The following is a 23,006-nucleotide window of genomic DNA, read 5'->3' as shown; positions in this document are numbered from 1 at the left end:
GCACAGGCGTCACCGCACCCATCCCCGCACCGCCTCCGCGGCCACGGCCCGGAACTGCCTCACCGTCCGGTCCCAGCGGTAGCTCGCCGCGCGGTCGCGTGCCGCCTTGCCCATCAGTTCCCGGCGGTGTCCCGACAGGGCCAACGTGCACCAGGCCGCCGCGAACGACGACTCGCCGTGGGCGAGGACGCCCGTCTCGCCGTCCACGACCGAGTCGCGCAGCCCCGGCACGTCGAAGGCGATCGACGGGGTCTGCCGGGCGGCGGCCTCCGTGACCACCAGGCCCCAGCCCTCCACCGCGGAGGGGTGCAGCAGCAGCCAGGCCTCGCACAGCAGACGGTGTTTCTCGGCTTCGGAGACATGCCCGGTGAACTCCACGCCGGGACCGGCGAGTTGCTCCAGGCGGTCCCGCTCCGGCCCGTCGCCGACGATCAGCAGCCGGCCGCCGGTGACCGGCCGCACCCGCTCCCACAGCCTCAGCAGCAGATCGATCCGTTTGTACTCGACGAGCCGGCCCACCGCGACGAACAGCGGGTCCGGGGAACGGTCGGCCCGGGGGCCGGGTTCCTCCACGCCGTTGTGCACGACCCGGATGCGGTCGCGTTCCACGCCGATCGCGCGCAGGGCGTGGGCCGTCGACGGGGAGACGGCGACCAGCAGATTCCGCTGCTGGGCACCGGACAGCGCCCAGTGTTCGAGTCTTCGGCCGATGCGCGCGGCCGGGGCCAGCGGCCCGCCGAAGCGCATCTTCCACAGGTCGGTGTGGACGTGGTTGACGAGGCACAGGGTGGGGCCGCGGTGCCAGAGGGGTGCCAGGTACGGCATGCCGTTGCAGACCTCGACCAGCAGGTCGCAGTCGCCGACCTGCCGGGCGAAGGCCGAGCGGGCGCGCAGGTAGTGGCCGAACTCGCCGCCCGCCGACACGACCCGGTAGTCCCGGTAGGAGGCGGGACCGCCGCACAACAGGGTCACCTCGTGACCCAGCCGGGTCAGACCGTCGGCGAGCCGGTCGACCAGCAGCTCGGAGCCGCCGGCGGCCGGGTTGTCCAGATCGCGATGGGCAAGGAAAACGATTCGGCGCGGCGGTGGGGGGAGCGCCGAAGAGTGCTGCGACACCCGCGGGAGCGGGGAGCGCAGCGCCGGTGGTACGTGCTGGGGCATGGGTGCTCCAACTCGTGTCAGGGTGCGGAACTCAGCGTGGGGGAAGAGGGTTTTCGGTTCCTGTGGGGGATCTGAGGGCCTCTTGCGAGGCGGGTGTGGACGGACTGTGTTCGGGGTGGGGTGGACAGTTTTCGCCCAGCCGTTCGCCACGGCTACTCACGGAAGTGACAATTTCCGGCTTTGTTGGAGCTGACGTCACGTCATATCGTGAGGGGGACCCTGGACGTATCGGGTGTTTCATCGGATTCGGGACGCCTGCGCCCCCGTACCACCAAAACGCCCCCCACGACCACCAGAACGAATCCGGCCACAGCAGCACCGATCGGCAACGTCACGCCCACCGTGCGCAGTTGCCCGCTGTCCTGCTTCGCCTGCCGCACCGCCTCCTTCTGCGTCGCGGTGGTGAAGGCGATCTTCCGGCTGTCCAGCAGGACCGCCGCGTCCTCGTCCGCGCCGGGTGCCCGCAGCGTCCGCTTCGGGCCCGTCTGCGCGTAGATCACGCGGCCGGTGGCCTGGTCGACGATCAGCTCGAAGCCGTGGTTGGAGTACCACTCCTCGGCCAGCACCTGCGGCCGGTCGGGCTGGTCGACGATCGCGCCCGGCACCAGCCGGCTGCCGACCTTCGTCGGCGGGACGGTTCCGGTGAACTTGTAACCCGTGTACCCCTGGACCTTCTCGGTACCCCGGTAGCTCAGCATGACCGTCCCGCCCAGGGTGTTGTCCCACCAGCGGTAGGAGCGCTTCTGCACGTCGAAGGGGAACTTCAGATAGGCCTCGCCCTCGATGTACGGGGTCTCCTTGCAGCAGTGCACCGGCTCGGTGGTCTTTCGGTCCATCACCCAGCGGTGCGGGACGAAGTCCAGCGCGTCGTGCGGATCGGCGGCCGGCAGCGACTTGTCCGTGTCGACCGTGGTCGTCACGTCCCACACTGCGTTGCCGCTGCGTTCGCTCTCCGCGACGTTGCCGCGCACCCGCTGGGTGACGGTGATCCGCTGGTCGGGCACGGTCTCGACGCGCTCGGTGTCGAAGACGCTGCCCGTGCCGCGGTAGACGGCGGTGGTGTCGATGTCGGTGGGGTTCACGGCGGCCCGCGGTTCCACGTACCAGGCCAACAGGGGTGCCAGCACCAGCAGAAACGTGCCGAGTCCCAGCAGAATCAAAGACAGAGGTGAGGCTGTACGGGGCATCCGGACACTCCTGAGGCGTGGGATGACGGAGTTCGGGCCGCTCCGGCCCTGTCGTCGGCTCCTGTCGTCCGCCCGGAGGGCGGGCCCCGCGGCGTCCGGTGCGTGCGACGGCAAGGTGGCGGAGGGAGTTGACGCGAAGCGTCGGTGAACTGCGACAACGCCGCAGATGCGCGTGCCGGACGCCGCGGGGCTGACGGGAGCGTGACGACAGGGCCCTTGGGCCGGGAACCGTAAGCCCCCCTTGACGGAGTGTCAATGCTTGTCGACACTGGGCCCGACAGGCAGGGCGGAACGCCGGGGTGGGACCTCCGGATCGTGCCGGACAGAGAGGCTGACCCTGCGATGTCCAGACTGCTTGCCGCCGCACTCGCCGTGGCGCTCGGTGCCGCCCTCGCCGTGGGCGCGGCCCTCGGCGTCGTCGCGCTCCTCGAAGCGACGCCCGACCAGCCCAACACCCCCTTGATCACGTACGAGCAAGCGGGCCAGGGGAGTTGACCCGTGACGTCCCGTCCGGCAACCCTCACCACTCGCTCGGCCTGGCACGACGTGCCCCGCCTCCAGGTCCGCCGGTTCGCGGCGATCGCCATGGCGGAGGCCCCCGCGCTCGCCGAGGAGATCCTGAGCGAGATCCGCCGCGAGTACCCGCATCTGCCCGAGGTCCTCGACGAGTCGGGCGAGCCGATGGCCCTGATCGGCATCCGCCGTGCCATCGAGGTCTTCGTCCAGCACCTGGAGCACTCCGACCACTCGGCGGGCCGCCCGACCGTACCGCCCGGCGTCTTCCAGGAGTTCGGCCGCGGCGAGGGCCTCGGCGGCCGCAGCCTCGACTCGCTCCAGGCGATCTACCGCATGGGCGTACGGCTGGCCTGGCGCCGTTTCGCCGAGATCGGCCAGCGCGTGGAGATCCCGCCGCCGGCGATGTACGAGCTGGTGGACGCGGGCTACGAGTACCTGGACGGACTGGTCGACCAGTCCGTACGGGGGTACGCCGAGGCGGCGGCACGGCAGGCCGGGGAGCGGCTCAGGCTCCAGCGCCGCCTGATGGAGCTGCTGCTGGCCGAACACCACCGCGGTGACCCCGCCGAGGCCCTCACCGAACGCGCCGCCCGCATCGGCTGGCCGCTGCCCGGGAAGGTCGCGGTGGGCGTACTGCTGCGCCCGGCGCGGGAGGCGGTGGCGCCGGCCGTGGGGCAGGGGGTGCTGCTCGACATGGAGTACGAGCAGCCCCGCATGGTCGTCCCGGAGCCGGACGCCGCCGGCCGCCCGGAACTGCTGCACCGGGCCCTGACCGGATGGGCCGGGGCGATCGGCCCGCCGGTCCCCCTGGCCGACGCGGCGAAGTCGCTGCGCTGGGCCGAGGCGGCCGTACGCCTGATGGAACGCGATCTGCTCCCGGCGGGCGGCGTCCTGTACTGCACCGAGCACACCGAGGCCCTCGTCCTCCTCCAGCCCGAGGAACTCATCGACGACCTCGCCCTGCGCTGCCTCGCCCCCCTGACCCACTGCGGCCCGACCCACCGCCGACGACTCGCCGAAACGTTACTGGCGTGGCTGGAGACCAGAGGTGGGGCACCGGAGGTCGCGGCACGGCTCGGCGTCCACCCGCAGACGGTCCGCTACCGGCTCCGTCAGATCCGCGAACTGTGGGGCGCCGGGATCGACGACCCGGACCGCCGCTTCGAGCTGGAACTGGTACTGCGGGCGCAGCGGCTGCGGGGGACCTTGGGGGAGCTGCGGGGGCGGCGCTGAGCAGCACGTCCGCGCGCGATCGGGGGCGTCCGATCACCCGCGCCCATTGCCCGGGCAAACGCATGTGACTAGCCTGTGTTCGTCATGCCGATCGTCTGTTGAAATTTCGAACACAGACTTCTTAGATACAAGGGAGGGGGCCGGTCATGGGACGTCTTGTACCTGCGGTGACCCGGGCTCTCGACATTCTTGAGCTCTTCCTCGACGGGGACGGGACGCTCTCCGCCCCCGACATAGTGCGCAGGCTCCAGCTGCCGCGCACCACCGTGCACGAACTGGTCACCACGCTCGCCGCCCGGGGGTACATCGTGCAGGTACCCGGCCAGCCCGGACGCTACCGGCTCGGGGTACGGCCGTACCAGCTGGGCAGCCGGTACGCCGAGCAGCTCGACCTCGCCGCCGAGGGCCAGCAGGTGGCCCGCTCGGTCGCCGAGACCTGCGACGAGACCGTGCACGTGGCGATCCTGGAGGGCACCGACGTCATCTACATCGCCAAGGTGGACTCCACGCACGCCGTGCGCATGGTCTCCGCGGCGGGCCGGCGCCTGCCCGCCCACTGCACCTCCGTCGGCAAGATGCTGCTGGCCTCCCTCCCCGAGCACGAGCTCAGCGCGCGGGTCCCGGACGACGCGGACCTCCTCGCGATGACACCCAACAGCATCACCGACCCGGACGCGCTGCGCGAGGCCCTCACCGCGATCCGGCAGCGCGGGATCGCGGTGGAGAGCCGTGAGTCCAACCCGGACGTCTCCTGCGTGGCCGCGCCGGTCCGCGACCGCACCGGCCGGGTCGTCGCCGCGCTGTCCATCTCGGTGCCGATGATCCGCTGGAGCGACGAGCGACGGATCGAGCTGGAGCAGCTCGCCGCGAAGGGCGCCGCCGAACTGTCCGAGCGGCTCGGCTACCGGAGCGTGGCATGACGGACGCGTACGAGGTGGCGGTCCGGGCGGAGGCGACCCTCGGCGAGGGCCCCACGTGGGACGCGGCGGGCGGCCGGCTCGTCTGGATCGACATCCTGGGCTCGCGGATCAACACGTACGACCCGGTCTCCGGCCGGCGTACGTCCCGCACCACCGAGCAGCACGTGGGCGCGGTCAAGCCGCGGGCGGGCGGCGGGTTCGTCCTCAACCTGCGCGACGGGGTGGGGCTGCTGGACCAGGACGACACCTTCCGCTGGCTGCACCACGACCCCGTCCCCGGCCGCCGCGCCAACGACGCCGCCGTCGCCCCCGACGGCTCCCTGTGGGCCGGCACCATGCGCTACGACGAGGCCGCGGGCGGCGGCACGCTCTCCCGTGTCACCGGTGACGGCACGGCCGAGGTCGTCCTCGACGACGTGGCGGTGAGCAACGGCACGGGGTGGAGTCCCGACGGGCGGCTGATGTACTACATCGACTCGCCGACCCGCCGTGTGGATGTCTTCGACGTCGACTCCGCGGACGGACGGCTCCTGAACAGGCGTCCGCTGGTGGAGATCGAGGAGGGCGCGGGCTTCCCCGACGGCCTCACGGTCGACGCCGACGGCTGTGTGTGGGTCGCGCTGTGGGACGGCGGGGCGGTACGCCGGTACACGCCGGACGGCGAGCTGGACCGCGTGATCGAACTGCCCACGCCGCGCGTGACGGCCTGCGCGTTCGGCGGCGCCGACCTGACCGACCTGTACATCACGACAGCCCGGGTCGGGTTGTCCGCGCCGCATCCGGTGGCGGGGTCGCTGCTGGTGGTGCGGGGCGCGGGGAAGGGACTGCGGCAGCCTGCGTTCGAGGGCTGAGGGGTGCCGGCGCGGGGCGGGGTGGGTCGCGCGGCCCGGCGCTGACGGGGTGCCGCGTCTCTTTGGGGTCGGGAGTCGCCGCGGCGGTACGACTGCCCGCAGGCCGGCGGCGTCGACTGTCCGCGGCACAGGGGCATCGATTGTCCGCGGGCCGGCGGGATGGTGGGCGCCGGGGGTGGGTCGCGCAGCCCGGCGCTTACGGGGTGCCGCGCCTCTTTGGGTCGGGAGCCGCCCCAGCGGCACGACTGCCCGCAGCTGGACGACTTCGGCTGTCCGTCGTGTCCGGCGGCTTTGGCTGTTCGGCGTCTCGGTGGGCCGATTGCCCGCGAGTCGACGGGCGTGTCACTCCAGCTCTGCCGCCTTTCGCTCCTCCGCGGTCAGTGGTGGTCCGTCCAGGGGTGGCTTGAGTGGGCCCAGGGTCGCTGCCAGCAGTACCGGCGGGGTCAGCAGGACCGCCGCGCCCCGTTCCAGGGACGTCACGTCGGTCACTCGGCGGGCGATGCGGCCGTTGCCCGTGGCCGTGTGCATGAGGCGGCCGACGTAGGCGGCCAGGAGGCGGTCCCTGAGGGTGGGGCCGGTTTCCGTGGCGCCGGGGTAGAAGACGTCCTGGCCTATGGCGAGGTCCCAGGCCGCGGCGGCGGGGCGGGCCACCGCCTTCTGGATACGGCGGGACAGTCCCGGCGTGCCCCAGCCCTGACGCCGGATCACGTTCCGCAGCAGCAGGGCGCTTTGGGCGCCGACCGCGAGGCCGTGGCCGTAGAGCGGGTTGAACGCGGCGAGGGCGTCGCCGAGGACGGTGAAGTTCTCGGGCCAGGCCCGCATCCGCTCGTAGAAGTAACGGCGGTTGAGTGTCGTGCGGCTGACGGACACGTCGGTCAACGGCTCGGCCCGCTCCAGCAGTTCGCCGATGACCGGGTGCCGCAGCTCCTCGCGGGCGAACCGCACGAAGTCGTCGTTGGCGGCGGAGGGTTCGCCGCCGCGGGTGCCGTTCAGGGTGACGATCCACCGGCCGTCCTCGATGGGCAGCAGGAAGCCCGCCCGGGCCGGGCCCTCGTCCCGCGGGTCGGGCTGCACGTTGACGACCGGATAGCCGTCCCGGGCCTGCTCGGGGGCGAGGTAGAGACGGCTGGCGTACACCAGCCCCGAGTCGACCTCGCGCCGCTCCGCCTCGGGCAGTCCGAGGGCCGTCAGCCAGCGGGAGGCCCCGGAGCCGCGCCCCGTGGCGTCGACGACCAGGCCCGCCTCGATGACCCGCTCGCCCTCGTCGCGCATCCGCACCCGCACGCCGGTGACCGCGGCCGCCGTACCTTCGAGCCCCAGCACCTCGGCCCCGTCGAGCAGTTCGATCCGCTCGTCGGCGAGGACCTGCGCGCGGATCGTCGCGTCCAGCAGGTCCCGGCCGGCCAGGATCACGTGGTGGGACTCGGGCCAGCGCCGGAACCAGCCCCGCGGACCCATGATGACCATGTCCGTGGTGACCGGCGCCCGGCGCGCTCCGGCGTCCCGCAGCACGTCGGTGACGCCCGGCAGCAGTTCCTCCACGGCGTGTACGCCGCCCGACCACAGCATGTGGGCGTGCCGCGCCTGCGGCAGGCCCTTGCGGGGCTCGGGGCCCTCGGGCAGTACGTCGCGTTCGACGACGACGACCCGGTCGGCGGACTCCGCCAGTGCGCGCGCCGCGAGCATGCCCGTGTGGGAGCCCCCCAGGACGACGGCGGTTCTGAGGGGGGCGGGCGGTTCAGTCATGCGCGGACACGCTCTCTGCCGGGGCGGCGGCGCGGGCGCGTACCGCCTTGATGTCGTCGGGGCGGCGAAGGGCTTCGGAGACGGCCTGGATCTCCCGCAGCAGATAGGTGGTGTCCGGTTCCGGGGACCGCTCTTCGGAGGTGGCCTCCGGGGCTTCCGCCGAGGACCGCTGTGGTCCGGCGGCGGCGTCCAGGATCGTCACGGCGGCGGCCAGGGCCTGTGCCCGGCCGCGCTCGAAGTCGAGGGCGACGGCGGCCTCGTAGGACCGTAGGCGCAGGTTCTCGTCGAGGTGCCGGGACAGGTGGAGCAGTCCGTCGCGGATGAACGTCTCGCGGCGGATCAGGCGCAGTTCGGCGGTGGCGCGCAGGGTGAACGGCTCGCGGCCGCCCGCCGCGGTCCGCATCAGCAGGTAGAGGGGCCGCAGGCGCCGGTGGCGGAGCCGGACGCGCCAGCGTTCCTGCAGGTACTGGCCGGCGTGCGGGACGATGAAGCCGATCGCGACCAGCGTGGCGGCGACACCGGCGGCCAATGGCGCCAGGTCGGTGGACAGCCAGTCCAGGTCGTGGCCGGTCCAGCGGGCGATGATGGCGGTGAGCTTGAACACGGCGAAGAACAGGTTCGTCGTGAAGCCGATGCCGAGGAGCCGGAGTCCCCAGCGCAGCCAGGCGTCGAGGCCGTCGGTGCGGATCCAGTTCCACACCAGCCGTGCGGTGACCGTGGAGGCCACCGTGTGCGCGGTCAGGTAGAGCAGGATCTCCTCGCGCATGAACGGCGTGTTGGCGTAGTACGTGTCCAGGTCCCGCAGCCGCTCCACGGGGGCGTCCGCGAACGCGAACAGCACCCACAGGGCGACGATCACCCCCGCGTAGACGGCGACGACCCACCGGGTGGCGCGGCGCGTGCGGTCCGTGCGGTCGGTGAGGCCGTTGCGCCAGGCGATGATCAGCAGCAGCCAGGACGCGCAGAGCGTGGTGAGCAGCGAGTACACCCAGGGCGAGGAGATGTTCGGGACGCCGGTGACCCGGTTGGTCCAGGCGATGGTGCCCGGGGCCGCGAAGACGAACACCGCGCAGGCGAAGAGCAGCAGGCCGCCGACGGCGCGCAGCAGCGGGTCCCGCCACATCTTGACGATGCTGGGCAGCTTGATCGCCAGGGCGGCGGTCAGGACCGCGGTCGGGACCCAGAAGGTGAGGTTCAGCTCGCCGAGGGACGTGTCCAGGGCCAGGGCCGCCGGACCCGCCACCAGGTGCAGCCCGCTGCCCACTGGTGCGAAGGCGGTGCTCACCGCGCCGTACCTCCGCGTCCGCGGTAGCCCAGGGACCGCTGCACCGGGTCGAGGCGGGTGTCCCGGCCCGAGGAGAGCAGGGGCCGGAAGGCTGCGGCCAGGCGGTGGCCGAAGTCGTCGGCCTCGGCCTCGTCGCGCTCGCGGGAGCCGTCGCGGGCGGCCACGGTCAGGGCCACGTCCTTCCAGCCGGGCTGGTCGGCCAGGGCGTGCGCCGCCGCCGTACCGGCCGCGTGGTGGTGGGTGTGCGCGGCGTGCAGGTGCCACAACTCGTGGCCGAGGATGACCAGTTGCTGCACGGCCTCGGCCCGCTCCTCGACGATGACGAGATCGAAGTCGTGGAACTCCACCCACAGGCCGGTGACTTCGAGCTCGTCGGGGAACCGTTCGAAGCGCAGCTCGAGGGGTCGTCCGCCGCGGCGGACGCTCATCTCCTCGCACAGCGCCGCGCACAACTCGCGGACGTCGGCCGGGGGACGGGGTCTGGCGCGCAGGGCGGTGGCGAGGTCGGCCGCCAGGCCCCGCATCGTGGCGCCGCGCCGCGGGATCCGCAGCGCCGCGGCGATCCGGGACGCAGTCCTCCGCGCGCCCGCGATGTCCATCGTTCCCCCTTCTCACCGCCGTTCGGCGGCTCGTCCGAGATTACGCGCCCACGACTGTCCGCGTCATGCGATCCCGCGACCGTTGTTCAATCAGGAACGATCACTTTTCGAAAGCCTTGCCGACTCTTTTCGGCCGGGTTTTCGGTGCCGCCCTGCTGCCCGCCCCATTGACGCGCAAGCGCTTCGAACCTACGGTCCCGTTCGAAGTTACGAGCGTGATCCGGAATATCGAACAGTTAGGGCAGGGAATGGGACTACCTGGCCTGAACCGCAGGCAACTCCTGGCCGCGGCGGGCGGTCTCACGGTCGCGGGCAGCTTCGGCTTCGCCGCCCTCGGGACCGGCGCCGACGCGCTCGCCAGCGGCTCACAGACCCGCGTGCGGTACTGGAACCTCTTCAGTGGCGGCGACGGCTACAACATGATCGCGATGCTGGACGCCTTCCGTGAGGAGAATCCCGGCATCGACGTGAAGCACTCCACCCTCCAGTGGGGCAGCCCCTTCTACACCAAACTGGCCATGGCGGCGGCTGGCAACCGCGCACCGGACCTCGGCGTCATGCACCTGGGCCGGGTCACCGGCTTCTCGCCCGGCCGCCTCCTGGACCCCTGGGACGTCGGCCTGCTCGCCAAGTACGGCGTGCGGGAAGCGGACTTCAACCCGGCGCTGTGGAAACGCGCGGTCATCGACGGCAAGCTCTACGCCCTCCCGCTCGACATCCACGTCCAGCTCTGCTTCTACCGCAAGGACGTGCTGAAGAAGGCGGGCCTGCTGGGCGACGACGGCCGGATGGTCCCGGTCACCTCGGCCGACGAGTGGTTCGACGTGCTCAAGGAGGCCAAGAAAGCCACCAGGAAAGGGCTGCAGACCCTCGGGCTGCACGCCAACGACCAGAACTTCATGTGGTGGTTCTTCGTCGCGTTCTACACCCAGCTCGGCGGCACCTACTTCAACGACGCCGACACCGAGGTCACCTTCGACACCGACAAGGCCACCGAGGTCCTGGAGTTCCTGCGTCGGCACGTCACCGACGGCTACTCCACCGCGGGCGCCGCCGACGGTGAGCAGTTCATCAACGGCGCCCCGTTCACCTGGGAGGGCAACTGGTCGGTGCCGGTCTTCTCCGGCGCCAAGCTCGACTACGGCGCCACCCCGCTGCCACCCGTCTTCGGCAGACAGGCCACCCACGCCGAGTCGCACTCCTTCGTCCTGCCGCACCAGTCCGAGCGCGGCGGCGCCACGAACGAGGCCGCCCACCAGCTCGCCGCCTACGTCGTCCAGCACGCCCAGCAGTGGGCGGCGGGCGGTCACATCCCCGCCTACACGCCGACGTTGTCCACGGCCGCGTACAAGAAGCTGAGCCCGCAGAACGAGTACGCCTCGGCGATGGACCACCAGGCCACCGAGCCGAAGGTGTGGTTCGCGGGCTCCACCGGCATCCTCGCCCAGCGCGTCGGCCCGATCGTCGTCTCCTCGACGATGGGCTCCGCCAAGCCGGAGGCCGCCGCCCGCCGGATGAAGAGCACGCTCACCGAGCTGCTCGCCATGAAGAACCCCATGGACGGCAAGACCGCCGCGCAGGGAGGTGCGGTCGCATGACGACCAGCGCACAGACCGTCCTCGCCCCGGCCCGCGCGAGGACCGCCGCGGCCGGCGCCACCCTCCGCCGCAAGCAGGGCTTCCAGCACGGCGGCTGGTTCGTCGCCCCGTTCCTCGTCCTGTTCGTGCTCTTCGTGATCTGGCCGCTGCTGCGCGGCGTCTACCTCAGCCTCACCGACGCCAACATCTCCGGCGACGGCGCGAACTTCGTCGGCCTCGACAACTACCGCGAGGCCCTGAAGGACCCCCTGATGTGGGACGCGCTCGGCCACAGCGCCTACTTCACGCTCCTGGTCGTGCCCTGCATCACCGTCCTCGCCTTCCTCCTCGCGATGCTGGCCCACCACATCGAGCACGCCAAGTGGCTGTGGCGGCTGTGCTTCTTCGCGCCGTTCCTGCTGCCCTCGACCGTCGCGGGCAACCTCTGGCAGTGGCTGTTCAACCCCGGCACGGGCATGGTCAACCACGTCTTCGGCATCGAGACGCCCTGGCTGACCGACAAGGCGTACGCCATGCTCGCCGTCGTCATCACGACCCTGTGGTGGACCGTCGGCTTCAGCTTCCTGCTCTACCTCGCCGCCCTCCAGGGCATCCCCGCGCACCTCTACGAGGCCGCCAAGCTGGACGGCGCGAACGCCTGGCACCGCATGGTCCACATCACGCTGCCCATGCTGCGCAACATCACCGGCCTCGTCGTCGCCCTCCAGATCCTCGCCTCGCTCCAGGTCTTCGACCAGGCCGTCGTGATGATGGACTTCACCCCCGGCCCCGAGGAATCGACCCGCACCTTCGTGCAGTACACCCTCGAACAGGGCTTCACCAGCTACCGCGTGGGCTACGCCTCCGCGATCTCCATCATCTTCTTCGTGATCATCGCGGCCGTCGCCCTCGCCCGGATGTGGCTGCTGCGCAACCGTGAGGAGGGCGGCCGATGACCACCGCCGCACCGATACGCGTCAAGCCCCGCAAGGTCTGGACGCCCAGCCAGATCGTGCTCACCCTCCTCGGCGCCGCCGTCTCCGCGGTGTTCCTCGCGCCGCTCGTCTGGGCCCTGTTCACGTCCCTCAAGTCCGAGACCGAGGCCGTCGAGGTGCCGCCGCACTGGCTGCCGAAGGTGTGGACCGTCCAGGCATGGAAGGCCATCTTCGAGACCGGCAACATCACCAACTGGTTCGTGAACTCGCTGGTCGTCTCGGTCTGCGTGACGGCCGTCGTGCTGCTCGTGAGCGCGCTCGCCGGATACGGCTTCGCCCGCACCGAGTTCCGCGGCAAGGGCGCCCTGATGGGCCTCGTGATGACCGGCCTGATGGTCTCGCCCGCGGTCCTCGGCGTCCCCCTCTTCACGACCGTCCAGCAGATGGGGATGGTCGACACCTACTGGGGCATGATCCTGCCGCAGTGCGCGCCCGCCGCGATGGTCTACATCCTCTACAAGTTCTTCCAGGGCATCCCGCGCGAGCTGGAGGAGGCCGCGTTCATCGACGGCGCCGGCCGCTGGCGCGTCTTCTTCACCATCGTCCTGCCCCTGTCCCGCCCCTCCCTCGCGGCGGTCGGCATCTTCACCTTCATCGCCTCCTGGAACAACTTCCTGTGGCCGTACATGGTGACCAACAACCCCGACCTGATGACCATGCCGAACGGCATCGCCACCGTCATGAACTCCTACGGCATCCAGTGGGCCCAGCTCATGGCCGGCGGCCTCATGGCGGGCCTGCCGCTGATCATCGTCTTCGTCTTCTTCCAGCGCCAGATCGTGGCGGGTGTCGCGCACACCGGCCTCGCGGGCCAGTAACTCCCCCGAAGGAGCTGCGCAGTTGAAGCGCCTCAGACTCGCCGCGGTCGTCGCCGCGGCCCTCCTCGCCCTGCTGCCCACCACGGCCACGGCGGACGTCACCTACCCCGACCCCCAGCCGATCACCGGCCAGCAGATCATCCACGACCCCACCGTCATCCGCCTCAAGTCCGGTGCCTACGTGGCCTATTCGACCGGCGGAGTGATCGGCGCCCGCACCTCGAAGGACCGCGTCCACTGGGACGACGCGGGCAACGCCTTCGCCGAGCCGCCGAGTTGGTGGTACGAGTACAACGACACCGGCGACCCGTGGGCCCCCGACATCTCCTACCGCGCCGGCACGTACTGGCTCTACTACGCGGTCTCCTCCTGGGGCACCAACCACTCCGCGATCGGCGTGGCCACCTCCCCGACCGGCCTGCCCGGCACCTGGACCGACCGCGGCAAGGTCTTCACCTCCGAACGAACCGACACCTGGAACGCCATCGACCCGGCGATCGTCCAGGCGGACGGCCGGTTGTGGATGTCGTTCGGCTCGTACTGGACGGGCATCCGGATGGTGGAGCTGGACGAGCGGACGGGAAAGGCGGTGCCGGGAGCGACGGTCCACCACCTGGCGACGCGCCCCGACGCGCCGTACGCGGTGGAGGGCCCGTACATCGTGAAGCACGGCCGCCACTACTACCTCTTCGCGTCGTACGACGCCTGTTGCTCCGGCGTGAACTCGACGTACAAGATCAGGGTGGCCAGATCGACGAAGGTGACGGGCCCCTACGTGGACAGCACGGGTACGCCGATGCTGGAGGGCGGCGGAGACTTGTTGCTGGCCGGCCACGGCAGGTACATCGGCACGGGAGGCCAGTCGGTGTTCAACGACCGGGGCCAGGACTGGCTGGCGTACCACTACTACGACGCGGAGGACCAGGGCACGCCGAAGCTAGGGCTCAACAGGCTGAGCTGGAAAAAGAGCGGCTGGCCAAAGGTTCCTTAGGGGCGCGGGGAACTGCGCGACCAGCCCCCACGCACCCGCAGCCGCCAACGAATCAGAACCCCGTACCCCGAAAGGCGCACATGCACACCGCCCGCTTCACCCTCGACCCCGCCTTCACCATCGGCGAAGTGAACCCCCGCCTCTTCGGATCCTTCGTCGAACACCTCGGCCGCTGCGTCTACACCGGCATCTTCGAACCCGGCCACCCCACCGCGGACGAAGACGGCATCCGGACCGACGTCCTGGACCTGGTCCGCGAACTCGGCGCGACAGCCATCCGCTACCCCGGCGGCAACTTCGTCTCCGGCTACAAGTGGGAGGACTCGACAGGCCCCGCCGAAGACCGCCCCCGCCGCCTCGACCTCGCCTGGCACTCGACCGAAACGAACCGCTTCGGCCTCTCCGAGTACATCGCGTTCCTCCGCAAGGTCGGCCCCCAGGCCGAGCCCATGATGGCCGTGAACCTCGGCACCCGAGGCGTCGCCGAGGCCCTGGAGCTCCAGGAGTACGCCAACCACACCTCCGGCACCGCACTCGCCGAGAAGCGCATCGCCCACGGCGACAAGGACCCCTTCGGCATCAAGCTGTGGTGTCTCGGCAACGAGATGGACGGCCCCTGGCAGACGGGCCACAAGACGGCCGAGGAGTACGGCCGGGTCGCCGCCGAGACGGCCCGGGCGATGCGCCAGCTCGACCCGACCGTCGAACTGGTCGCCTGCGGTTCCTCCAGCCAGAGCATGCCGACGTTCGCCGAGTGGGAGGCGACGGTCCTCAAGGAGACGTACGACCTCGTCGACTACATCTCGCTGCATGCCTACTACTGGCCGGAGAACGGCGACGTCGACTCCTTCCTCGCCTCCGCCGTCGACATGGAGTCCTTCATCGACAACGTCGTCGCGACCGCGGACCACGTGGGCGCGAGGCTCAAGTCGAAGAAGAAGATCAACCTCTCCTTCGACGAGTGGAACGTCTGGTACCTGCCGGACTGGGAGGAGCACGCCAAGTCGTTCGGGCAGGACGACTGGCCCGAGGCCCCCCGCCTCCTGGAGGACAACTACAGCGTCATGGACGCGGTCGTCTTCGGCTCGCTGCTCATCGCGCTGCTGCGGCACGCCGACCGCGTGACCGTCGCCTGCCTCGCGCAGCTCGTCAACGTCATCGCGCCGATCATGACCGAGCCGGGCGGCCCGGCCTGGCGCCAGACGACGTTCTTCCCGTTCGCGCAGGCCTCGAAGTACGGCCGCGGCCAGGTCCTCGACGTCCGCGTCGACTCACCGACGTACGAGACGAAGAAGTACGGCGAGACCGACCTGCTGCACGCCACCGCCGTACGCGCCGAGGACGGCACGGTCACCGTCTTCGCGGTCAACCGCAGCCGGTCCGACGCGCTGCCCCTCGAGGTCGCCCTGAACGGACTCGACCTCACCTCGGTCGTCGAGCACAGCGCCCTCGCGGACGCCGACCCGGACGCCCGCAACACCCTCGACGAGCCCGGGCGGGTCGCCCCGCACCCGGTCGAGGGCACGGCCCTGACGGACGGCACCCTGACCGCCGTACTGGAGCCGCTGTCCTGGAACGTGATCCGGCTGGCGTAGCAGCGGCTCAGCAGTGGCGTAGACGTCGTTGATCAGCGGCCGGGGGAGTCCACCGGTGTCACCGGTACTCCTCCGGCCGCCACGCCCAGCAGCGTCAGCCGTACGTCCCGCAGGCCCGATGGTGTGGTCCCGTCGGACAGAACCGCCAGGGCCAGTGTGTTGGTGCCACGTGTGCGCAGGATCCCGTTCGGCAGGACGAAGGTGTGCTGCGGGCCCACGTCGTTGATGTACTGGCCCATGTTCCAGCCGTTGAGGAAGATCTGGACGCGGTAGGCGCGGGCCGGGTCGTCGTCCAGGACGAGCCCGATCGAGGCGTCGGTCCCGGCGTCGACGGCCAGCCGGAAGGTCTTCCGGTACCAGGTGACGCCCTGGCCCCGGTCGGCGTGCGGAAGGTCCACCGTCCGCCACTCGCCGTCCGCGAACCCCGGCAGGTGCCAGCCCTCCCGCTCCCCGAACAGCCCGCCGTTGTTCAGCGGCCCGCGCACGGGATCGGGCTCGGCCGCGCCCTGCACCCGCCACCTCACCTTCGGCTGGGACGAGGCCCCCTTGAAGGTGACCGCCGTCAGCCCGCGGGCCACCTTGTGCGCGTCGTCCGCCCCGCCGTCCTGGTCGTGCTGCATCGGCCGGACGAGGACGGACAGGACGTGTGCGTCACCGGCCCCCTGAGGGAGCGCCTCAGGCAGGTCGAAGGTGACGGTGCGGGCCCAACTGCCCTTCCCCACCGTGTCCTTGTCCGGCACCGGCATCCGGTGCGTGCCCAGCGGAGTCCCGTCCAGCCACGCCATCAGCAGGCCCTGCGTGCCCGTGCTGTAGGAGAGGGCAACCGATTCAGCGCCTGCTGCCTCCGTGAAGCGCCCCCGGTACCAGACGTCGCCGTAGTGGAAGCCGTAGTCGTCCGCGAAGAGAACGGGCTGCCCCTCGGGCACGGGCGTGATGCTGAACGACGTCTTCTTGTCGGCGACGGTCCACGCGGAGTCGTCGAAGTCCGGCTCGGATTCCGGGTCCTCCGTCCGCCGCCGCCAGCCCGAGTCCAGCGCGGGCAGCGTCACCGGGTCCACGCCGGGCAGCAGCGGCTCGGCCAGCAGACTGCCGGTGGCGCTGATCCTGGTGCGCACCGGGCGCCGGTTCCAGGTGACGCGACCGACGCCCCGCGGAGCCCACACCTCGAGCCCGGTCGCGCTGTACGTGTCGCCGGTCAGGTTCACCGTGTCGCCGCGCACGGTCACCTCGCGCACCAGCGGCGGGCCGTACACCAGCACCGTGCCCGACGGGGTGTCGAACGGCCACAGCCGCAGCGAGGTCGCGTCGTCGGCGAAGAGCAGCAGCAGCGGCCGCTCGGACCCGGCGGCCTCGACCCTGACCCGGGTCAGCCCGCCCACGCCGAGCGGGGCGTTCACGCGCAGCAGACCGCGGTCGTAGATCCACGCCCCCTCGGGGTCCAGCCGCGTCGCCTCCACGTCCTGTTCGCTCTCCAGCGCGATCTGCGCCATGTCGCCGTACCGCCCCGCGAAGAGGGCGATGTCCTGCCGCCCCGCCGTGACGCAGAACATGGGCGGCACGGTGGCGTACTTCAGCTTCCGCCGCCCGAGGGCCAGATCGGCGGTCAGCAGCAGCGCGTCCTGGGCCGGGACGGTGAACGGCACCGAGAAACCGGCGTCCGGCATGGTCGAGGAGATGTCCTCGTCGGTGTCGTTGCGCACGACGTAGACGTGGAAGCCGGTGTCGGGATTGGTGAGGTGGTACACCTTCAGCCGGTCGTCCGTCGCCCGTACCGCCGCCGTCCGGTCCAGCTTCGCGAAGTCCGGCACGCGTTGCAGCAGATGCCCGAGCTGGTGCATCGGCGCCAGCTTGGCGGTGGCGGCCTTGCGTCCCTCGTCGAAGGCCGCCCCGTAGTCGTACGACGTGTAGACGGCCGGCGCGGGCAGCCAGCCCCACGAGGTGCCGCCGAAGGTCATGTAGACGTTGGTCAGCGTGATGCCGTTGGCCAGGTTGGTGAGGTGGAAGCGCCGCTCGTACGCCGCGTCCCGGGTCCGCCGGGCCTCCGCGTACCCCTTGCCCTGGAACGTCGCCCCGCCCCACCCGTCGAACCGGCCCCCGCCGAACTCGGGCAGGAACCCGGGCGTCCGCGGACTGGCCGTGGCCCCGCCGGTCCGGCCGCCGACCCCGAGGTGCCCCCAGTCCGGCGGCACCTGGGCCGGATCGGGATACGCGTCGAAGCCGTACAGCCAACGCCCCTTCTCGCCCCCGGTGTCGAACGACCCGGGGATCCAGCGGCCGTTGTGGCCCTTGTCGTTGTGGAACAGCGGTACGTCGATCCCGTCGGCCCGCACCTTCTTGTACAGGTGGGACATGTAGTCCTGTGCGGTCGCGCCGAGGCCGTCGCCACCGCCGGAGGGGTCGTACTCGTTCTCGATCTGGTAGAGCAGGACGGTGCCCGTGCCCTTGGTGAACTGGTGCCGGGCGGCGATCGCGTTCACCTGGGTCAGCCACTCGTCGACGTGCTTCAGATAGGCCGGGTCGGCGGTGCGGGCCCGGCCCTCGGTCGCCGTGAGCCAGCCGGGGAAGCCGCCGGCGTCGACCTCCGCGTTGATGTACGGACCCGGGCGCAGGATGACGTACAGGCCGGTCTCGGCGGCCGTGCGCAGGAACAGGCCGAGGTCGCGGACGCCCGTGAAGTCGTACGCGCCGGGCGCGGGGGAGTGGTAGTTCCAGGCGACGTACACGCTGACCGCGTTGTGGCCGTGCGCGCGCATCTTCTGCAGGACGTCCCGCCACAGCGACGGGCTCGGCAGCCGGAAGGGGTGCATCTCGCCCGACCACAGGACCAGCCGCCGGCCGTCGACGATCAGCGAGTACCGGTCGAAGCCGACCGAGTGCCGGCGGCCGTCGGCGGTGGGCGGGCTCGGCGGAGGGCCCGTGGGCACGCTGCGGGACGTGCGGGCGTTCGTCGCAAGGCCGCCGCTGCCGGTCAGCGCGAGGCCGAGCGCCGTGGTGCCGGCGAGGGCGCTGAAAGTACGTCTGCTGAGCCCCAAGGGAGCGCCTCCTGTTGTGCCTGGTCGTCCGCGACCGTGGGTGCTGGGTCATTCTGTACGGTCGGACGCCGCACAATTGTCGTATGAGGATCTCTGCGCGGGCGGACTACGCGGTACGGGCGGTGCTGGAGCTCGCCGTACGACAGGACGACGGGCCGGTGAAGGCGGAGACCGTCGCAGCCGTCCAGGGCATCCCGCACAAGTTCCTGGAGGGCATTCTCGGCGATCTGCGGCGCGGCGGGATCGTCGACAGCCGGCGCGGCGGGGGCGGCGGCTACCGGCTCGCCCGCGAGGCCACCGCGATCACGGTGGCCGACATCATCCGCGCAGTCGACGGGCCCATCGTGTCGGTGCGCGGCGAGCGCCCAACCGGCCTCGCGTACACCGGATCGGCCCAGCCCCTGCTGCCGCTGTGGATCGCGCTGCGCGCCAACGTCCGCAGGATCCTGGAGGGCGTCACCGTCGCCGACATCGCGGCGGACGCCCTGCCCGAGCCGGTACGGCAGCTGGCGGCGGAACCGGCGGCCTGGGAGAACCCCTGAGCCTGTGAGTGCTCCTCAGGCGGGTCTCGGATTCCACCCAGAATGACGACCTGGGTTCACGGCCCGTTCATGACGATGGACTCGACGGTGAAGCGGTCAGTTCGTGAAGTGCGTGAGGAAGTCGGCCCAGGCGTCGGGGGAGACCGCGAGCTCGGCGCCCTGCCTGTCCTTGGAGTCGCGGACGTGGATGGTGGCGGGGCAGGTGGCTACCTCGACGCAGTCGCCGTCGCCGCTGCTGCTGTAGCTGGACTTGCGCCAGGAGAGGGCGACTTCTACGCAGTCCCCGTCGCCGCCGCTGCTGTAGCTGCTCTTGAACCAGGCCAGTGCGGTGCCGCTCATAGGTCCCCTCGCATTCGCTGCAACAGGCTCAGGGAGTCTTTCAGAGGAAGAGCCTGTGACCGCATCCTCGCATAGCGCTGTTGGAGGACGCTGACCTCCTTGGGGTCGGAGATGAGCAGGCCGCCTCGCTGCCCCTCGCAGTAGGCGAACCACTTGTTGTCGGGAGTCTCCAGCAATTGGATGGGGCCGGCGAGACCCGCGTGCGACTCCCGTTCCGTGGGCATTACCTGGATCTCGATGTTGCGCAGCTCGGCGAGTTCCAGCACGTGATCGAGCAGTTCCCGAGTGACGTCCACCCCGCCCGTGCGCCGCCGGAACAGGTGCTCCTCCAGAATGAAGCCGAACGCCGTGTTGGGCCGGTTCCGCAGCAGCTTCTTCCGTTCGGCACGCGCCGCCCACTGCACCTCGATCTGCTGGTCGTCCAGCGGCGGCAGCTGCTCGGTGAACAGGGTCCGCGCGTACGCCTCCGTCTGCAACAGACCCGGAATCAACCGGCATTCGTACGTGTACAGCGTGATCGCCGCCGCCTCCAACCGAGCCCACTGCCGAAACCACGCCGCCAACCCCGGCTGCCGAGCCAGACATCCCGCCGCCTTCCGCAACGCCCCCGTGTTCCCCAGCGCCTCCTCCGCCCGCTCCACGAACGCCGGATCCGGCATGCGCCTGCCCAACTCCACGGACGCCACTGTGTGCTTGGAGAACCGCACGACATCCGCGAACTCCTCCCGGCTCAGCCCCGCATGCTCGCGCAACGCCTGCGTGACCGCCCCGAACGTCCGCAGACTGTCGGACGACTCCGGCTCGCCCCCACCCGGACCCACCGCTCCATCGACCACCACCGGTCACCTCCCGCAGACATGGTCACGGCCAGTAACCAGTACTGTCCAGCCCGTGACCGCGTACGCTGCCGCAGCGTACGCGCCGCCGACCTGGTGAAGTGGCCCTCGGGCCCGCCAGATTGGGCGCATGACCACACCCCCCACCTCCAAAGGCCCCGTCACCGTACGTATGTTCACCCAGCGCCTCAGCTCCACGCCCCGCGGCGCACGCCTCGCCCGGCACCTCGCCCTGAACCAACTCGACGCCTGGGGCATCCCGCACGGCAGCGACCCCTCCGACGCCGTGGCCGTGATCGTCGCGGAGCTGGCCGCGAACGCGGTGACGCACGGACGCGTCCCGGGCCGGGACTTCGAGCTGCGGCTCGCGCTCGTCACCGGCAGCGTGCGCGTCGAGGTCAGCGACACCGGCACGCGACCACGCCCGCCCGTCCCCGGCGACGTACGGCCACCGAGACCTCTCGACGAGGACGGTCGCGGCCTTCTCCTCGTCGACGCGCTCGCCGACCGGTGGGAGGTGGCCGACCGGGAGCCGCCGCCCGGCAAGACCGTGCGGGCCGAGGTCGACCTGCCGGGGTGGCTGTCCCTGGCGAAGGGCAGAGCGGACGGCGCCGGGTGACCGTACGCGTCCGGTGTACCGTCGCGCATGCCCGCCGTCGCGGCGGGTACGACCCCTCCCGTACGCAGGCGTCGTGGAAGCGGCCGAAGAGCGAGGGGGTTCGGAAGTGATTCGAAAGCTGCAGGCGGTCGCGCTGGACTGTGCCGATCCGGTACGGCTCGCGGAGTTCTACGCGGAACTGCTCGGCGGCCGGGTGGTAGCGGATCCGGGGGATGCCGACTGGGTCGAGGTGCACGGGTTCGAGGGGACGCCGCTGGCCTGCCAGCGGGTGGACGGCTATCGACCGCCCGAATGGCCCGGCCAGGAGCGCCCGCAGCAGCTCCACCTGGACTTCGACGTGGACGACCTCGACGGCGAGGAGAAACGGGCGCTCGCCCTTGGCGCGACCGTGCTGGAGCGGACGGACCAGCTTCGCCCGGGGGCCAACTGGCGCATTTACGCGGACCCGGCCGGCCATCCGTTCTGCCTCTGCCTCCACTGAGCCCCAGGGCCACCGCGGTCACTGAGGCGCGGCGGTCAGGATCGGCCGCCCGGGCCGCCACCGCCGGCTGGTCAAAGCGCACCGTGTCCGGGCTCAATGGCTGCCGCCGCTACACCGGCTGACGCGACCTCTTATTGGATTGCCGCCGGCCGGCCCGGTCGGATAGGAAGCTTTGCATGCTAAAGGGCAGCAAAGTCGGGCTCAGGGCCCGGCACGAGGACGACATCCCGATCCTGCGGGCCGAGCTCTACGACGACGTGGTCAACGCCTCGCGGGCCGAAGGCCGGCCGTGGCGGCCGATCACGCCCGGCTCGAAGGACGCACGGCTGGTGGTGGACGACACGGAGCAGCAGCACGTCCCGTTCTCCGTGGTGGAGCTGGAGGGCGGCACTCTGGTCGGCACCGCGACGCTGTGGGGCATCGACACCCACAACCGGTCCGCGCACATCGGCCTTGGACTGCTGCCGTCCTCGCGCGGCAAGGGCTATGGCACCGACGTGGTCGCGGTGCTGTGCCACTACGGTTTCGTCGTGCGCGGCCTGCACCGGCTGCAGATAGAGACGCTGTCGGACAACGCCGCGATGTTGCGCTCCGCCGAGCGCAACGGCTTCGTCCGCGAGGGCGTGCTGCGCTCCTCGGCCTGGGTGATGGGCGAGTTCCTGGACGAGGTGCTGCTCGGGCTCCTCGCCCAGGACTGGAAGCCGGACTCGAAGGGCTAGACCACCGCCCGACGGTCACGGGCGGGCCGCGGAGCCGACACGGATGGCCGCACGCCCGTCTGACGGGCTGCTTCTGTTCTGCTGCCCAGACGGTTTATGTCATGGGCATGGCGGCGTGGAAGCGGATCCTGTCAGTCGGTCGGCGGTCGGGTAAAGCGACGATCCGTCAAGTCCTGGCGAGACAGCCCGTCGGGCGGGTCGAGGCGAGGTAGCGTAGCGCCCTAAAGGGACAAAAAGGGTCAAAAGTTTCGAAGGGCTGGCGCATGGGAGTACGAATGAGGCTGACCGGACGCGTCGAACAGCGCATCGCCAAGGACTTCCCCGGCCGTGACGGCCAGGTCGTGGGCGAACTCCTCGCCGAACTCGTCAACCACCTCACCGAGCGCGGCGACAGCGAGGACAAGGAACGCATCGCCGCCGCGACCCTCCTGTGCAGTCATGGCCGCATGGACCGCCTCCTCGACGCCCTCCAGCTGGCCAAGGAGGACTGGCGCGATGTGCTGGTGGGGGCAGGACTGGCGGACGCGGCCTGGAGGGAACGGCTGGAGGCGGACTTCGGGCCGGGGGTGTGAGGGGATGCCCGACCCCGAGCCGCTGAAGTGACCGTTGGGCCGGGGGCCGACTGGGGCGGTCCCTTGCCGGTGCCTGGGAATGGGAGGATTTGGGCCAGGCTCGCGCGCCTCAGGCCTGCTCCACCTGCGTGTTTGCGGGCTGCGCCTGGCCCAAATCCTCCCATTGGGTGCTACGCGAAGAAAAAGCACGGGGAACGGCGATAACGATCGTGGCGATTGTCCACTGAGGCTGCGCGGACCATTGACGCGCAAGGGGTTCGATTCTACGGTCCGTCCGAAGTTCTGATCGGTGATCGAAATACCGAACGGACCGATCGTTCCCCCCCCACGCAAGGAGGGCCCGCGTGAGCCGCACCTCCCGTACCTCCGGTACTTCCCGAGCTTCCGGTACG

The 23,006-nt window shown here is 70.9% G+C and carries 22 protein-coding genes; 14 read left to right on the top strand and 8 right to left on the bottom strand.

Translation table 11 applies throughout. The annotated features are described in order from the left end of the window. Window positions 1-9: 9 nt before the first annotated feature. Complete coding sequence (locus QFZ76_RS17190) at window positions 10-1,161, bottom strand: glycosyltransferase family 4 protein (protein WP_307674573.1); 1,152 nt, start codon at window positions 1,159-1,161, stop codon at window positions 10-12. A 200-nt stretch (window positions 1,162-1,361) separates the two neighbouring features. Then, window positions 1,362-2,348 carry a DUF3068 domain-containing protein gene (locus QFZ76_RS17185; protein ID WP_307674572.1) on the bottom strand — a complete coding sequence of 329 codons (987 nt, stop codon included), beginning with the start codon at window positions 2,346-2,348 and terminating at the stop codon, window positions 1,362-1,364. 342 nt (window positions 2,349-2,690) lie between these two features. On the opposite strand from QFZ76_RS17185, the gene QFZ76_RS17180 reads away from it, so the two are divergent. The 4 genes from QFZ76_RS17180 to QFZ76_RS17165 all read left to right on the top strand — a co-directional run bounded on the left by QFZ76_RS17180 (window position 2,691) and on the right by QFZ76_RS17165 (window position 5,868). Beyond that, complete coding sequence (locus QFZ76_RS17180) at window positions 2,691-2,843, top strand: hypothetical protein (protein ID WP_266439968.1); 153 nt, start codon at window positions 2,691-2,693, stop codon at window positions 2,841-2,843. 3 nt (window positions 2,844-2,846) lie between these two features. Then, a complete protein-coding gene (locus QFZ76_RS17175; RefSeq protein ID WP_307674571.1) occupies window positions 2,847-4,097 on the top strand; it encodes a CdaR family transcriptional regulator in 1,251 nt (416 codons plus the stop codon). 146 nt (window positions 4,098-4,243) lie between these two features. Next, complete coding sequence (locus QFZ76_RS17170) at window positions 4,244-5,017, top strand: IclR family transcriptional regulator (RefSeq protein WP_307674570.1); 774 nt, start codon at window positions 4,244-4,246, stop codon at window positions 5,015-5,017. Beyond that, complete coding sequence (locus QFZ76_RS17165; protein WP_307674569.1) at window positions 5,014-5,868, top strand: SMP-30/gluconolactonase/LRE family protein; 855 nt, start codon at window positions 5,014-5,016, stop codon at window positions 5,866-5,868. The genes QFZ76_RS17170 and QFZ76_RS17165 overlap by 4 nt, the downstream gene beginning before the upstream one ends. Window positions 5,869-6,210: 342 nt before the next feature. On the opposite strand, the gene QFZ76_RS17160 is transcribed toward QFZ76_RS17165, so the two are convergent. Genes QFZ76_RS17160 through QFZ76_RS17150 form a run of 3 tightly spaced genes read right to left on the bottom strand, consistent with a single transcriptional unit; the run spans window position 6,211 to window position 9,498 of the window. Continuing rightward, window positions 6,211-7,614 (bottom strand): NAD(P)/FAD-dependent oxidoreductase, encoded by a 1,404-nt coding sequence (locus QFZ76_RS17160; RefSeq protein ID WP_307674568.1) that lies wholly within the window; start codon window positions 7,612-7,614, stop codon window positions 6,211-6,213. Further along, window positions 7,607-8,857 carry an MAB_1171c family putative transporter gene (locus QFZ76_RS17155; protein WP_307680035.1) on the bottom strand — a complete coding sequence of 417 codons (1,251 nt, stop codon included), beginning with the start codon at window positions 8,855-8,857 and terminating at the stop codon, window positions 7,607-7,609. The genes QFZ76_RS17160 and QFZ76_RS17155 overlap by 8 nt, the downstream gene beginning before the upstream one ends. Window positions 8,858-8,895: 38 nt before the next feature. Further along, window positions 8,896-9,498 carry a toxin-antitoxin system, toxin component family protein gene (locus QFZ76_RS17150; RefSeq protein WP_307674567.1) on the bottom strand — a complete coding sequence of 201 codons (603 nt, stop codon included), beginning with the start codon at window positions 9,496-9,498 and terminating at the stop codon, window positions 8,896-8,898. A gap of 248 nt (window positions 9,499-9,746) precedes the next feature. Between QFZ76_RS17150 and QFZ76_RS17145 the strand changes: the two genes are divergently transcribed. The 5 genes from QFZ76_RS17145 (at window position 9,747) to QFZ76_RS17125 (ending at window position 15,474) form a co-directional block, all read left to right on the top strand. Then, window positions 9,747-11,096, top strand: coding sequence for an extracellular solute-binding protein (locus QFZ76_RS17145; protein WP_307674566.1), 1,350 nt, complete (start codon window positions 9,747-9,749; stop codon window positions 11,094-11,096). Then, entirely contained in the window at window positions 11,093-12,031 is a 939-nt protein-coding gene (locus QFZ76_RS17140; RefSeq protein WP_307674565.1) for a carbohydrate ABC transporter permease, read from the top strand. Before QFZ76_RS17145 ends, QFZ76_RS17140 begins: the two co-directional genes overlap by 4 nt. Next, the gene (locus tag QFZ76_RS17135) at window positions 12,028-12,888 is read left to right on the top strand and encodes a carbohydrate ABC transporter permease (RefSeq protein WP_307674564.1); all 861 of its coding nucleotides are present in this window, start codon (window positions 12,028-12,030) and stop codon (window positions 12,886-12,888) included. The genes QFZ76_RS17140 and QFZ76_RS17135 overlap by 4 nt, the downstream gene beginning before the upstream one ends. Before the next feature lie 22 nt (window positions 12,889-12,910). Continuing rightward, window positions 12,911-13,879 (top strand): arabinan endo-1,5-alpha-L-arabinosidase, encoded by a 969-nt coding sequence (locus QFZ76_RS17130; RefSeq protein ID WP_307674563.1) that lies wholly within the window; start codon window positions 12,911-12,913, stop codon window positions 13,877-13,879. Between the two features lie 80 nt (window positions 13,880-13,959). Beyond that, a complete protein-coding gene (locus tag QFZ76_RS17125; protein WP_307674562.1) occupies window positions 13,960-15,474 on the top strand; it encodes an alpha-N-arabinofuranosidase in 1,515 nt (504 codons plus the stop codon). A gap of 32 nt (window positions 15,475-15,506) precedes the next feature. Here QFZ76_RS17125 and QFZ76_RS17120 read toward each other — a convergent pair whose 3' ends face one another. Next, a complete protein-coding gene (locus QFZ76_RS17120; RefSeq protein ID WP_307674561.1) occupies window positions 15,507-18,506 on the bottom strand; it encodes a beta-galactosidase in 3,000 nt (999 codons plus the stop codon). Window positions 18,507-18,589: 83 nt separating this feature from the next. Here QFZ76_RS17120 and QFZ76_RS17115 point away from each other — a divergent pair, with 83 nt between their 5' ends. Then, window positions 18,590-19,048 (top strand): Rrf2 family transcriptional regulator, encoded by a 459-nt coding sequence (locus QFZ76_RS17115; protein WP_307674560.1) that lies wholly within the window; start codon window positions 18,590-18,592, stop codon window positions 19,046-19,048. A 96-nt stretch (window positions 19,049-19,144) separates the two neighbouring features. Here QFZ76_RS17115 and QFZ76_RS17110 read toward each other — a convergent pair whose 3' ends face one another. Beyond that, a complete protein-coding gene (locus QFZ76_RS17110) occupies window positions 19,145-19,387 on the bottom strand; it encodes a DUF397 domain-containing protein (RefSeq protein ID WP_307674559.1) in 243 nt (80 codons plus the stop codon). Beyond that, window positions 19,384-20,223 carry a helix-turn-helix transcriptional regulator gene (locus QFZ76_RS17105; protein WP_307680034.1) on the bottom strand — a complete coding sequence of 280 codons (840 nt, stop codon included), beginning with the start codon at window positions 20,221-20,223 and terminating at the stop codon, window positions 19,384-19,386. The genes QFZ76_RS17110 and QFZ76_RS17105 overlap by 4 nt, the downstream gene beginning before the upstream one ends. A 130-nt stretch (window positions 20,224-20,353) precedes the next feature. On the opposite strand from QFZ76_RS17105, the gene QFZ76_RS17100 reads away from it, so the two are divergent. The 4 genes from QFZ76_RS17100 (at window position 20,354) to QFZ76_RS17085 (ending at window position 22,614) form a co-directional block, all read left to right on the top strand. Beyond that, window positions 20,354-20,842: an ATP-binding protein gene (locus QFZ76_RS17100; RefSeq protein ID WP_307674558.1), complete on the top strand. Its 489-nt coding sequence runs from the start codon at window positions 20,354-20,356 to the stop codon at window positions 20,840-20,842. 106 nt (window positions 20,843-20,948) lie between these two features. After that, window positions 20,949-21,323, top strand: coding sequence for a VOC family protein (locus tag QFZ76_RS17095; protein ID WP_307674557.1), 375 nt, complete (start codon window positions 20,949-20,951; stop codon window positions 21,321-21,323). 176 nt (window positions 21,324-21,499) lie between these two features. Beyond that, window positions 21,500-22,042: a GNAT family N-acetyltransferase gene (locus QFZ76_RS17090; RefSeq protein WP_307674556.1), complete on the top strand. Its 543-nt coding sequence runs from the start codon at window positions 21,500-21,502 to the stop codon at window positions 22,040-22,042. A gap of 275 nt (window positions 22,043-22,317) precedes the next feature. Then, window positions 22,318-22,614 carry a hypothetical protein gene (locus QFZ76_RS17085; protein ID WP_307674555.1) on the top strand — a complete coding sequence of 99 codons (297 nt, stop codon included), beginning with the start codon at window positions 22,318-22,320 and terminating at the stop codon, window positions 22,612-22,614. The last annotated feature ends 392 nt before the right edge of the window (window positions 22,615-23,006 follow it).

The organism is Streptomyces sp. V4I2 (genome assembly GCF_030817655.1).
In the GTDB taxonomy this organism is placed as follows: domain Bacteria; phylum Actinomycetota; class Actinomycetes; order Streptomycetales; family Streptomycetaceae; genus Streptomyces; species Streptomyces plumbiresistens.
Note: the sequence above shows the minus strand (reverse complement) of the source record. Positions and strands in the feature narration are given on the sequence as shown.

What these genes read in the sequence shown, in the direction of transcription:
- QFZ76_RS17190 (WP_307674573.1), bottom strand. Translation starts at nt 1,161, where the DNA reads ATGCCCCAGCACGTACCACCGGCGCTGCGCTCCCCGCTCCCGCGGGTG.
- QFZ76_RS17185 (WP_307674572.1), bottom strand. Translation starts at nt 2,348, where the DNA reads ATGCCCCGTACAGCCTCACCTCTGTCTTTGATTCTGCTGGGACTCGGC.
- QFZ76_RS17180 (WP_266439968.1), top strand. Translation starts at nt 2,691, where the DNA reads ATGTCCAGACTGCTTGCCGCCGCACTCGCCGTGGCGCTCGGTGCCGCC.
- QFZ76_RS17170 (WP_307674570.1), top strand. Translation starts at nt 4,244, where the DNA reads ATGGGACGTCTTGTACCTGCGGTGACCCGGGCTCTCGACATTCTTGAG.
- QFZ76_RS17165 (WP_307674569.1), top strand. Translation starts at nt 5,014, where the DNA reads ATGACGGACGCGTACGAGGTGGCGGTCCGGGCGGAGGCGACCCTCGGC.
- QFZ76_RS17160 (WP_307674568.1), bottom strand. Translation starts at nt 7,614, where the DNA reads ATGACTGAACCGCCCGCCCCCCTCAGAACCGCCGTCGTCCTGGGGGGC.
- QFZ76_RS17150 (WP_307674567.1), bottom strand. Translation starts at nt 9,498, where the DNA reads ATGGACATCGCGGGCGCGCGGAGGACTGCGTCCCGGATCGCCGCGGCG.
- QFZ76_RS17145 (WP_307674566.1), top strand. Translation starts at nt 9,747, where the DNA reads ATGGGACTACCTGGCCTGAACCGCAGGCAACTCCTGGCCGCGGCGGGC.
- QFZ76_RS17140 (WP_307674565.1), top strand. Translation starts at nt 11,093, where the DNA reads ATGACGACCAGCGCACAGACCGTCCTCGCCCCGGCCCGCGCGAGGACC.
- QFZ76_RS17135 (WP_307674564.1), top strand. Translation starts at nt 12,028, where the DNA reads ATGACCACCGCCGCACCGATACGCGTCAAGCCCCGCAAGGTCTGGACG.
- QFZ76_RS17125 (WP_307674562.1), top strand. Translation starts at nt 13,960, where the DNA reads ATGCACACCGCCCGCTTCACCCTCGACCCCGCCTTCACCATCGGCGAA.
- QFZ76_RS17115 (WP_307674560.1), top strand. Translation starts at nt 18,590, where the DNA reads ATGAGGATCTCTGCGCGGGCGGACTACGCGGTACGGGCGGTGCTGGAG.
- QFZ76_RS17110 (WP_307674559.1), bottom strand. Translation starts at nt 19,387, where the DNA reads ATGAGCGGCACCGCACTGGCCTGGTTCAAGAGCAGCTACAGCAGCGGC.
- QFZ76_RS17100 (WP_307674558.1), top strand. Translation starts at nt 20,354, where the DNA reads ATGACCACACCCCCCACCTCCAAAGGCCCCGTCACCGTACGTATGTTC.
- QFZ76_RS17090 (WP_307674556.1), top strand. Translation starts at nt 21,500, where the DNA reads ATGCTAAAGGGCAGCAAAGTCGGGCTCAGGGCCCGGCACGAGGACGAC.
- QFZ76_RS17085 (WP_307674555.1), top strand. Translation starts at nt 22,318, where the DNA reads ATGAGGCTGACCGGACGCGTCGAACAGCGCATCGCCAAGGACTTCCCC.